Genomic DNA, 11,299 nt, shown 5'->3' with positions numbered 1-11,299 from the left:
TATCGGCGCATCCTCCGCATCACCGGCAGTGCCAGTTACGGCACGGGAGACACTTTGAGTCAAAAATCGGTAAACGAGGGTGACGGTGTGGCACGATGTGCTTATGGGTCCTGATTCCCCCGTTGACATTCCGGAGACGTCGCCACCCCGGGGGCGGCCCCGAGTTCAGGAGGTGGCGGATGAGGTCGTCGCCGGCGTCCTGGCGACCGCAGGCCCGCGGGTCGGGGGGCGTGACTACTCCACCCGCCGCATCGCGTTGATGACGGGGCTGAGCCAGCCGGTGGTCAGCCGGGCGATGCGCCGGATCCGGGCGGGGTCGGACGACACGACGTCAGTTGTGGTGCCGACATCGGGTGACTTGTGGATTACCGGGTTTCGGGTGGAGTACCCGCGGGTGACCCTGTTTTTCGAGGAACGCGACGGCGAGGGTGACGGTGGTAGAGGAACTGGTCAGGGCAGTGTGCGTAGTGGTGAGCGGCAGGCGTCGGAGCGACGTGCGACGTCGTTGATGGCGGCGCTGAGGGTGGCGGGTGTGTCGGGGTGGCCGCAGAGTCAGGCGACGTTCGACGCTGGTGATGAGAGCCTGCCGGCCGGGCTGGTCCGCGTCATGTGGGAGCCGGGTGGCCAGAGTTGGGATGGCTTCCTTGGTCAGCTTTCCGCTGTCCTGGACGCGTGTGTCCCGACGGTGGACGCGATCCCCGGTGACCTGCTGGCACAGGTGTCTGTCGCCGTGGGCCACGGGTTGCACGGGCTGCAGTGGGAACGTGCCGAGGGAGGCGCCGCCGGGGGCCGTCGGACGAAAAACGATCCTGATTTTGACTCGAATTACTTATCTCTTGCCGAGTATCCCCCGCCCTCCAACGCACGCACGGAGGCGACACCGAGACGTCTTCAGAACGAAATATCGGTCACCGAACAGATTGCGATCGCCCTGCGCAAGGAGATCATGAACGCCGGATTCCGCCCCGGTGACCGCGTGACGAGTACCCGGCTGGCGAACCACATGGAGATTCCCGTGTCAGCGGTCCGGTCGGCGATGCGACGGCTGGTGGACGACGGCCTGCTCACCGCGACGGGTGGCTCGTTCGCCCTGCCGCTGGTCACCGGCAGCGACATCATCGACTTGTACGCGGCGCGGCTGCAGGTGGGCCGCGTCCTGCTGCGGGCGTGCTCGGGCCGTTCCCGACAGCAGATGCTGGCACCCCAGTTGGCGTTGCGTGCCGTCGTGGCTGCGGCCGAGCACGGTACCGCGTCCGACGTGGACCAGGCGGACCTGCATTTCCAGCAGACACTTGCCGACGCCAGTGGCCTGCCGCAGTCATCCCGGGTGTTCCACGCGCTCACGCTGCGCCTACGCATGTTCATATCGGTGCTGCAGCTGGACTACACCCCGGCGGTACAGCGCATTGTGGGCGATGACCGGTACATTCTCAACGCGCTGTTGTCGGGCAATGTCGACGGCGCCCTCCGGGTATGGCGGGCGAAGCTCGACAACGCGGTGCGGCACATGGTGCATGTGTCGCCCACGACCTTTGATCCGGCGCTGTGGGCACGGCTCGTGGGGGAGGCGTAGGGGGCGGAAAGCGAATCTTCCGTGTTCGTGACCGTGGCCGGTCTTTAAGGCGCAGATGATCGAACAGGTCGAATCCGCGGCGCCTCGGCGAGGTATTTCTCCGGTGCTCGACGAGACTGTATAAGTGAGTATTGCGGAAGTATTCGTCTCCGACAGGAAAATGTCCTGACGGTCATTACTGCTTTTTATATTTAACCAGGTGGTAGCACTGTAGTAGTAATGTTTAGAGTGTGTTAAATTCGCCTGCCGGAGGAGGAGGCATAAAGAAGATGCATGGTCCATATGGACCGCATATTCCCCCCGGAATTATCGCCGATATTTAATCGTCGGAGTACTGTTATACCGTCCTGCCCTCAAACGCGGAGAAAGCAAGGGACCGCGGTTCGAATTTTCTCTTGGGGCACTATTTCTGCATGGAAGGTACTTCAGTGGCGAAGAACATCACAGCCGGTAAAGTGACGGTGAGGGGGGCTGCCCTCGCTCTGGTGGCAGCGTGGAGCGTTGTGGTCGCAGGGGCGGTCGTAGCGAGCCCGCATGCAGAGGCGGCAGACGCGAGGAACCTGGTCACTTTCGGCGACTCGTACCTCTCGAACCCGACCCCGGCCGAGACCGTCGGTGCCAAGGTCCGGCAAGCCGCGGAGCAGGCCGGTATCCCGATCGACACCGGTCTGGCGGCTCCGTTGTCCCAGTACACCGCCCACGGATGCGGCCAGTCCTCGACCAACACCCCGCGGCAGATCGGGCGGATGACCGGACTCGCCGTCCGTGACTACTCCTGCCCGGGTGCGATGGCGTACTCACCCGCAGCTCCGGCGATGACGCTGAAGGGTGAGATCGACAACGCGCTCGCTGACAGGGCGCTTAACGCCGACACGACGAACGTGGTCATCCAGTTCGGGTTCAACGACTCCTACAGCTGGCTGATGGGCAAGGTCCTGGCCAACGGCTTGCCCGACACCTACCTCAACCTCAACCAGCGTTATGCGGAGCAGAAGGGTCTGTGGACCCGTGCGATGAACGACGCGATCAACCGCATCAAGGCGGCCGCCCCCAACGCCAGGATCACGGTGGCCGATTACCCGACGATCTCCAAGCCGGAGACCGCTGAGCAGTGCCTCCTCCATGTCGAGATGATCCCGGGGGACATCGGAATCCCTGCCTTCTGGATTCGTGACGCCGAGGTGAACATCCACAACTGGTCGAAGGAACTCGTGTCCGCCCGCTCACGCGACAATGTCGTCTTCGCCGACATTCGTGGTGCCACCGCAGGACGCGGCGAATGCGCCCCCGACGATGTCCGCCTGATCGCCGGCGTCATCGACACCACGAACGTGTCCGGCTACAACCTGCCGGTCCACATGACCAACAGGGGTGTCACCCGAACCGCTGAAGTCATCGCGGCAACCTTCTGACCCTTGCCCGGTTCCCGGGGAGTACCGGGAATTCACGATGCCTGAAGGAGGCAGCATGCATAAACACGGAACACACGTCTCCGCACGTACCCAGATCACCCAGATGTTCGGCTCACTCAAGCCGCTCGTCAAGGCCGGGGTGCTGAGGACGGGAGGGCCCAAGGAGTCGGCCGGACTCATCGGTGCCATGGGCAGGTGGGGAATGTCCCTGGCGGCCCTGGCTGAGATGGGGGCTACCTCATTCCCACACCGCACGGCGTTGATCGATGATCGTGGTTCCCTGAGCTACTCGGAGCTCCGGGAGCAGGCCCGGGCACTGGCACGGAGCCTGCGGACCTACTCTGACCACGATGGATCGGACATCTCGTCGATCTCGGTGATCGCCAGGAACAGTCGCGGACTTGTCCTTCCCCTCATTGCCGCGGCATATCTCGGTGCGGAGGCGAAGATCCTCAACCCCGGGTCATCGCTGGCCCAGCTCCAGGACATCGCCGCCGAATACCCGAGCAGCGTCACGTTCATCGACGCGGAGTTCGACGAGGTGCTGGACAAGCTCTCCGCCGACAACAAGATCAGCGTGGCTGAATGGTCGGACGCCGGGCAGGCGTCGGGAACGCCGGGTTCACTGGACGCCCTCGTGGCCGCCGGGCAGCGCGAGTACCGCCACGTCGTGCTGCCGGAGCGTCCCACCCAGAAATCGACCGTCGTCATGTCGTCCGGGACCCGTGGGGTTCCCAAGGCCGTCGTCCTGCCCGTCCCGCGGACGCCCAAGGTGCTCGGCAGCATCCTGGAACGCATCCCGTTCCGCTCCGGCGACGTGATTCAGCTGTCCGTCGGCATGTTCCACGCCTGGGGATGGCTGAACCTGCACATCTCCATGGCGACAGGATCGACCCTGCTCACCCGGCGCTGGTTCGACATGGACACCGACATCCGGGACATCTCCCGGCACAAGGTGACCGGCATCGTCTCTGCGGCGGTCTACCTGCGGCAGGTCCTCGCCGGTGTCGTCGACAACCGCGTCGATGTCTCCGGCATCCGCTACATCGTCTCGGCCGGCAACGCCATCCCGCCGGAACTTGTCGTCGAGCTCAACGACCGCTTCGGCGACGGCACCGGCGTGGTGCACAACTTCTACGGCTCCACCGAGCACGGCCAGATCACCCTGGCGACCGCCGCGGACATGGTCGTCGACCCCACCACCGCAGGACGCCCCGGACCGGGCGTGCGGTTGGCGATCATCGGCGACGACGGTCGCGAACTGCCCGACGGCCAGACCGGCGTCATCTACTCGTCGAACTCCATGACCTCCCTGGGCTTCCTGTCCGACAAGGACTCCGGCGACGTGCTCGACGGCATGCTGTCGACCGGGGACAAGGGGTTCATCGACGACGACGGGAAACTCTACGTCTGTGGTCGTGCCGACGACATGGTCATCCGTGGCGGCGAGAACATCCACCCGCGCACCATCGAGGAGTTCCTGCTGACGCTGCCGCAGATCCGGGACGCCTTCGTCATCGGACACCAGGACGACCTGGTGGCCACGATCAACGCCTACATCATCACCGACACCGACATCACCGACGAGGACCTGAACACCGCGGTCCTCTCCGGTGTCAACCAGTTCTGCGCCCTGGACAACATCGTCCGTGTGGAGACACTGCCCCGGAACGACTCCGGGAAAGTGGTTCCGCGGCTTCTCCCCGAGATCCCGGGCTCGACCCGGTAGAAAGTAGAGGACCGACATGTACTACTCCAACGGAAACTACGAGGCGTTCGCACGTCCGCGGAAGCCTGAAGGCATTGAGGACAAGCACGCCTGGATCGTCGGGACGGGGCTGGCGGGTCTCGCCGCAGCGACCTTCCTGATCCGGGACGCCCAGATGTCAGGCAAGAACATCCACCTCATCGAGGAACTCCCGCTGGCCGGCGGGTCGCTTGACGGTGCGGACCGCCCGGACATCGGCTTCATCACCCGTGGTGGGCGTGAGATGGAGAACCACTTCGAGTGTCTCTGGGACATGTACCGCTCGATCCCGTCACTCGAGATCCCCGGAGCGTCCTACCTGGACGAGTACTACTGGCTGGACAAGGACGATCCCAACTCGTCCAACTGTCGCCTCATCCACGACCGTGGCAACCGGGTCCCCTCGGACGGCGACTTCACCCTCACCGAAAAGGCGCAGCTCGAGATCGTCAAGCTGGTCACCGCCTCCGAGCACACGCTCGAAGGACGGACGATCGAGGACTACTTCTCCGACGAGTTCTTCGACAGCAACTTCTGGTTCTACTGGGCCACGATGTTCGCCTTCGAGAAGTGGCACTCCCTCATCGAGATGCGCCGCTACGTGATGCGGTTCATCCACCACACCGGTGGTCTGCCGGACTTCACGGCGCTGAAGTTCAACCGCTACAACCAGTACGACTCCATGGTCCTGCCGGTGCTGACGTTCCTCCTCGACCATGACGTCGACGTGCGTTACGGCACCACCGTCGTCGACATCGATGTCGAGGTCACCGGGTCGTCCAAGACAGCAACGGCGCTGCAGGTCGAGACCGAGGACGGCGCGCAGACCATCGCGCTGGGTGAGAACGACTTCGTGTTCGTGACCAACGGGTCCATCACCGAGTCCACTACCTACGGTGACCACAACACCCCGGCGCCCGTCACTACCGAACCCGGTGGAGCCTGGACGTTGTGGGAGAACCTCGCAGCGAAGTCGAAGGACTTCGGACGCCCGGGGGTGTTCTACAAGAACCTCCCGGAGAAGAGCTGGTACGTCGCTGCCACGGCGACGCTGAAGGACGGGAAGGTCGAGCCGTTCATCGAACGGCTGACGAGGCGTTCCCTGCATGACGGCAAGGTCAACACCGGTGGCATCATCACCGTCGCGGACTCCACCTGGCTGATGAGCTTCGCGGTGCACCGTCAGCCGCACTTCATGTCCCAGAACGAGAACGAGATCATCGTGTGGATCTACGCCCTCTACTCGGACGTCGACGGCGACTACATCAAGAAGCCCATCGTCGACTGCACGGGTGAGGAGATCACCCAGGAGTGGCTCTACCACCTGGGCGTCCCCACCGAACAGATCGCCGAGATGTCGAAGCAGGAGTCGATCAACACCAACCCGGTGTACATGCCGTTCATCACGGCGTACTTCATGCCGCGTCGTGCCGGTGACCGTCCGGACGTGGTGCCGGAGGGGTCGAAGAACCTTGCCTTCATCGGCAACTTCGCTGAATCACCGTCGCGGGACACCGTGTTCACCACCGAGTACTCCGTACGAACCGCCATGGAGGCCGTCTACACCTTCATGAACGTCGAGCGCGGCATCCCCGAGGTGTTCGGGTCGGTGTATGACCTGCGCGAGCTGCTGAAGGCGACCTACCACCTCCGGGACCGGAAGAGCTTCGACGAACAGCCGCTGACCACGAAGTTCAAGCTGCCCGTCCCGGGCTTCCTCAAGTCCCGGCTGCGCGCCAAGCTCAACGGCACGTGGGTGGAGGAGCTGCTGCAGGACTCCGGGTTGCTGAAGCGCTGATCGGCGAGCCCAGTTGCTCGGGGAGTCGACGACACATCATTGCGGGACACTCCAATGACCTGGGCTTCCCTCTACGAGCCCGTCGAGGTCGATCAGATCCGAGACTGCCACTTCTTTGCTCGTGAGAGTGGCACTCACTCCTGTGAACGTCGCCGTGACGTTCACTGAAAAGCTGTCCAGTCCCAGGTCGTCGATATCCTCACTGGCGGCGATACGCAGGTCGACGAGGTCCCCTCGTCGCTGGATTACTTCGATGGTCAACCGCCCCATGCGTCGGTGCATCGTGTCGAAGTACACCGAGATATCTGGATCATCAATATTGGTGAAGCACTCCACATTGTCCAAGTGAAAACTATCCAGGTCTCTCCAGGATTTTCCTTGGAAGCGAGCCCCTTCGATGGCTATCCCCAGTGTTCCGTCGAACTCGTCATCGTCGTCATCGCGTTCGATCTCCTCACATTCAACGTCGACATTGAACATGACACAGGGTTTGATGCCGAGGTAGCTGTTCTCAAAGAGGGACAAGCTGCAAGTGGCATCGGTCGGGTGGATCTCATCCGCGCGCAGTCCGAGGTCAGTTTCGTCGTCATTCATGGCGTCGAGCGTACCGGGCGGTTTCCACTGGCCTTCGGACGCAGGTGACGAATGTGTGTGTGGTGCTGCGTGCTGCCGACGACGTGGCTCTCCTGACGGGCCAGGAGGTCCAGACTCGTGATTGTAAGTTGGGGCCTACCAGCCCAGAATGCTGACGAGTTGTTCGGCGATGTCGACGGGCGTACGCCCGTCGGTAGTTACTCTGAGTACGGAGGCGGGGGACTTCGCGTCGAGGAAACCCGCAGATCGCGCACTCCTATCGATGTGTTCGTCGAGACTCCTCCCTTGCTCCCGACGCTCCAGGCGTTCGGCGGTGGTTTCATCCGATGCTTGAAGCAGTATCGACGTCACAATCGGATCGCCGCCGATGGCCTGAGCCAGCTTGTCGGTTTCGAGTACGGAGACCGTGTTGGTGTAGATCAGCCGGTGATATCCGTTCGCTGTGTAGTTCGCCCATATTGCTCGAAGGTTGTGTTCTGCCATCTGGTGTTTCCACGGGGAGGGGTACGCCAGATCGAGGGCGTCGCCTTCGACGACGGCATGTGTGACGTTCCTCGACGACAGCAGATCATGGAGGGCGAATGCGACGGTGGATTTACCGACTCCGGAACGTCCCCCGAGGAAAAGCGCGTGTGTGCTGGTCATGCCCAGATAATGCCACAGTGGCAGGTATCATCTGAGGAACCGATATCAGATATACGCAGAGGGCATCTCCGATCTTTCCGGAGACGCCCTCTGACGTGCTGTGGAGCCGATGACGGGAATCGAACCCGCGTATTCAGCTTGGGAAGCTGATGTTCTACCATTGAACTACATCGGCGCTGGTGCTTCTGCGGTTGGGCTTTCGCACTGCCGATGACTTTAACACAGTCCAGCGGCGGGGTGAGACAACGGGGTGGCAGCTGGTCCGCTAGGGTAAGTGACGTGCTTCTTTCCGATCGAGACATCCGCGCAGCCCTCGGTTCAGGTGACCTCGCCCTGGACCCGTTCGACCCGACCCTGATCCAGCCGTCGAGTATCGACGTGCGTCTCGACCGCTACTTCCGGGTGTTCAACAACTCCCGGTACACACACATCGATCCGCGCCTGCCGCAGGAGGATCTCACCACCCTCGTCGAGGTCGGCGACGGTACCGGTGAGGACGGGACCGACGTCAACGACGGTGGCGTGGCCGCCGAGGCGTTCATCCTGCACCCCGGTGAGTTCGTCCTCGGGTCCACTCTGGAATTCGTGACCGTGCCGGACAACCTCGCGGCCCGTCTGGAGGGGAAGTCGTCGCTGGGCCGTCTCGGACTCCTTACCCACTCGACGGCGGGTTTCGTGGATCCCGGGTTCACCGGGCACATCACGCTGGAACTGTCGAACACCGCGAACCTGCCGATCTCCCTCTACCCGGGGATGAAAATCGGGCAGCTCGCACTGTTCAACCTCTCCAGCCCCGCCGAGTCTCCCTACGGTTCGGGCCCGCTGGGTTCGAAGTACCAGGGGCAGCGCGGCCCGACTCCGTCGAAGGCCTACCTGAACTTCCGGACGTAGTTCAGAAGGCGGTGTTCCGGGGCGGTTTGCGAGCATAACGGCGGCGAGTTCCCCGACTCAGCGTCATCCTGCTCGGAAACCGCCTCCGTCGCGGATCTGCCGCGGGATTCTCTCCTCCGCACACACCTCGCCCCCGGAAGCATTGCTGCTGCCGGGGGCGAGGTGCTGACGTTTCAAGAGGAGAATGCTCAGCTGCCGTATACGGGTCCTTTCGCCGGGTACCGTCGTTGCGACGGTGAGTTCACCTGCGTTGGCTCCGGTGACCACCGTGATCGTGGTGTCTCAGCGACCTCCGGAGGCGCTGATATTCAATCTACGAGCCGTGGATTAAAGATCCATGGCAACGCGGTGCGGTGTCACTGAAGGGTCACTGCCGTGTTGTTGCCGACACCGCAGCGGTCGCAAACTCCAGGGCCTGGGGAAGACCGTCCGTCCACCCGGCGTGTCCGGAAGGATCCCGGTCCACCCGGTAGGTGACGTCCTGCCCGTTCGACCGGGCTTTCGCCACCAGATTGCTGGTGTAGGGCATCGGTGAAACCATGTCGAATGCCTGCTGGTAGATGAACACAGGCGCGTCCCAACTGCTGGTGGGGAGATTGAGATGCTGTGCCAGCGCGTCGCGTAGCGGCCCGTCCGACAAGGGGCGGGTCACCAGCTCACCGACTGTCGTGGAGCCGACCGCCTCTGCCATGTCGGCGTAGTTGAGCTCCTCGGCGGCATCCACGAGCTCTCGGCCACGGTCGGTGAGATAGTCGTCCAGCGGGAAGGTGGGGTCGGCGGCACGGAACCCGGCGAGCACGTAGGCGAAATACGTCATCAGATCGGGTTGATTGATCTGCATCCATGGTGCGACTTTCGTGATCTCGTCGGCGACCCCGGCCGGCACGCCTCCCGCGGTCGCAGCAGCCAGGTGGAGTTCGGGGGCGTATTCACCAACCATCGACGCGGCGGCGACTGAGGCGTGGCCGCCCTGCGAGTACCCGTTGGTGACGAAGGTGGGGGAGACATCGGCTGTGACGGTGTTGGCGGCCCGGACGATGTCGATCATCGCCGCGCCAGCGCTGCGGGTGTTCAGGTACGGGTGGACGCCGTCGGTCCCCAGCCCTACGTACTCGGGTGCGGCGACAGCGAAGCCCACATCCAGCCATTCAGCGAGGTACTGGTCACCGGTGTTGTCCTCACCGATCCACCCGGTGTAGCTGACGTTCTTGTCTCCGAGCCCCTGGGTTCCGTGACCGTAAGCGACGACGGGCCATCCGTCGTTCGGGGCGTCTCCGTCGGGAAGGTAGAGCGTCCCGAGACTGGTGGCCGTCCCGCCCTGCGGGCCGGAGGTCGTGTACTCGAACAGCCAACCGCGGGAGGCGTGGGTGAGCACGAGGTCATCGGGGAGGGGCTCGACACGGACGATGCTGCCTCGGCTATCGGCACTCTCGGGTTTGCCGGCGGTGCCGGCCGTTGCGGACGTGGCTGTGGCCGCCCCCAGGAGAGCGGTGACGAGGAGGGCAGCAGGCGTGGTGGCGAGGCAGGGCCGTGGGCGACGGTGGGCTGTCATAGCACGGATACTAGACCGGGTGAGGTCGGGTGCGCGTCACCGTATGTCATCGGGACGGAAGCCGGCTTCCACGGCGAGCACTGCCAGCTGCACCCGGGTCGATGCGCCGAACTTGCTCAGGAGTTGAGACACCTGTTTCTTCACCATGCTGGACGAGCGTCCGCTCCGGCGGCTGATCTCGGCGTTGGACAGGCCGATGCAGAGTAAGGAGAGTATCTTCTCCTCGGAGGCAGACAGTCGGGGTAGCACGGGTGCGTCGGGTACCTTTTTCGCCGGCGACGCATCGCCGGGCGGGGCCAACGGGACGGTCTCGCTCGTTTCCGGAGCCAGGTGCCTCACCAGGTTCGACGCCGGCTGCGGACTGACCACAGTTCCACCATTGACCGTGGCGAGGACGGTGTCGATGATGAACTCGGGGCGTGAACTCTTGAGGATATAACCCCGGCCGCCCTGCGCGAGTACGGAGAGCATCGTCTCCTCCTCGTCGAGCGCGGTCATCGCCACGAACACGGGCGGGTCCGGGAGCTGGCGGACACGGCCGAGCAACTCCACACCGTCCATGCCGGGAAGGTGGATGTCAGCGAGGACGACGTCGACGGGTTCGTCCCGGGCGCAGGCATTCAGGATATCGAGGGCTTCCTGGCCGGTGGACGCTTCGCCGACGACCAGGATCGATTCACCGGCGGGTGACCCGAAGTAGAGGCGAAGGGAAGAAAGGACGAGGGGGTCGTCGTCCACGATCAGGAGGCGGACAAGCGGAGGGGGCATATCAGGCAGAGTGCTGGTCGAGTCTCTCAGCGGTTACGGCACCAGGGAAGATTCGGGTTGTACTTGCAGCTGAAGATGTCGGAGATCGCCCGTTTCGTATCCGTCCAGGAGGAAGAACCGGACGAACCCAGGATGGATGAGGTGGCAGTGGCGGCAGTGGCTTCCGGAGCTTCTGGAGTGTCGGCGGACGCGATCCCGGTGGACAGGCCGGCGGTCAGCGCGGCGGCCGTCGCAGCGAGGACGAGACGGCGAGACGTCGAAGAGGGGCGGGACGTCGGAGAATAGGGCATGCGTACTCCTTGAATCGGCGTGAGGGGTG

Annotated in this window: 10 protein-coding genes and 1 tRNA gene; 5 read left to right on the top strand and 6 right to left on the bottom strand. The window is 63.5% G+C overall.

The features are described from left to right. Positions 1-103 precede the first annotated feature (103 nt). From CGLY_RS14885 to CGLY_RS14870, 4 genes are all read left to right on the top strand, one after another. Positions 104-1,573: a GntR family transcriptional regulator gene (locus CGLY_RS14885; RefSeq protein ID WP_081803959.1), complete on the top strand. Its 1,470-nt coding sequence runs from the start codon at positions 104-106 to the stop codon at positions 1,571-1,573. A gap of 413 nt (positions 1,574-1,986) precedes the next feature. Continuing rightward, positions 1,987-2,985, top strand: a complete 999-nt coding sequence (locus tag CGLY_RS14880) for a GDSL-type esterase/lipase family protein (protein ID WP_081803958.1) — start codon at positions 1,987-1,989, stop codon at positions 2,983-2,985. A gap of 55 nt (positions 2,986-3,040) precedes the next feature. Further along, positions 3,041-4,714 carry an AMP-binding protein gene (locus CGLY_RS14875; RefSeq protein WP_038550400.1) on the top strand — a complete coding sequence of 558 codons (1,674 nt, stop codon included), beginning with the start codon at positions 3,041-3,043 and terminating at the stop codon, positions 4,712-4,714. 16 nt (positions 4,715-4,730) lie between these two features. Next, positions 4,731-6,530: an oleate hydratase gene (locus CGLY_RS14870; RefSeq protein WP_038550398.1), complete on the top strand. Its 1,800-nt coding sequence runs from the start codon at positions 4,731-4,733 to the stop codon at positions 6,528-6,530. A gap of 36 nt (positions 6,531-6,566) precedes the next feature. Here the strand turns inward: CGLY_RS14870 and CGLY_RS14865 are convergent, their stop codons facing one another. From CGLY_RS14865 to CGLY_RS14855, 3 genes are all read right to left on the bottom strand, one after another. Further along, complete coding sequence (locus CGLY_RS14865; RefSeq protein WP_038550397.1) at positions 6,567-7,124, bottom strand: hypothetical protein; 558 nt, start codon at positions 7,122-7,124, stop codon at positions 6,567-6,569. 135 nt (positions 7,125-7,259) lie between these two features. After that, positions 7,260-7,769 carry an adenylyl-sulfate kinase gene (locus CGLY_RS14860; protein ID WP_038550396.1) on the bottom strand — a complete coding sequence of 170 codons (510 nt, stop codon included), beginning with the start codon at positions 7,767-7,769 and terminating at the stop codon, positions 7,260-7,262. Between the two features lie 101 nt (positions 7,770-7,870). After that, positions 7,871-7,944, bottom strand: a tRNA-Gly gene (locus CGLY_RS14855). 104 nt (positions 7,945-8,048) lie between these two features. On the opposite strand from CGLY_RS14855, the gene dcd reads away from it, so the two are divergent. After that, a complete protein-coding gene (gene dcd / locus CGLY_RS14850) occupies positions 8,049-8,660 on the top strand; it encodes a dCTP deaminase (protein ID WP_038550394.1) in 612 nt (203 codons plus the stop codon). A 367-nt stretch (positions 8,661-9,027) separates the two neighbouring features. On the opposite strand, the gene CGLY_RS14845 is transcribed toward dcd, so the two are convergent. Genes CGLY_RS14845 through CGLY_RS14835 form a run of 3 tightly spaced genes read right to left on the bottom strand, consistent with a single transcriptional unit; the run spans position 9,028 to position 11,270 of the window. Continuing rightward, entirely contained in the window at positions 9,028-10,212 is a 1,185-nt protein-coding gene (locus CGLY_RS14845) for a lipase family protein (protein ID WP_052540343.1), read from the bottom strand. 36 nt (positions 10,213-10,248) lie between these two features. Then, positions 10,249-10,980, bottom strand: a complete 732-nt coding sequence (locus tag CGLY_RS14840; protein ID WP_038550392.1) for a response regulator transcription factor — start codon at positions 10,978-10,980, stop codon at positions 10,249-10,251. A 26-nt stretch (positions 10,981-11,006) separates the two neighbouring features. Beyond that, the gene (locus tag CGLY_RS14835) at positions 11,007-11,270 is read right to left on the bottom strand and encodes a hypothetical protein (RefSeq protein WP_038550390.1); all 264 of its coding nucleotides are present in this window, start codon (positions 11,268-11,270) and stop codon (positions 11,007-11,009) included. Between the last annotated feature and the right edge of the window lie 29 nt (positions 11,271-11,299).

Source organism: Corynebacterium glyciniphilum AJ 3170, assembly GCF_000626675.1.
Classification (GTDB): domain Bacteria; phylum Actinomycetota; class Actinomycetes; order Mycobacteriales; family Mycobacteriaceae; genus Corynebacterium; species Corynebacterium glyciniphilum.
The sequence above is the reverse complement of the archived record's forward strand: the minus strand, read 5'-3'. Positions and strand labels throughout refer to the sequence as shown.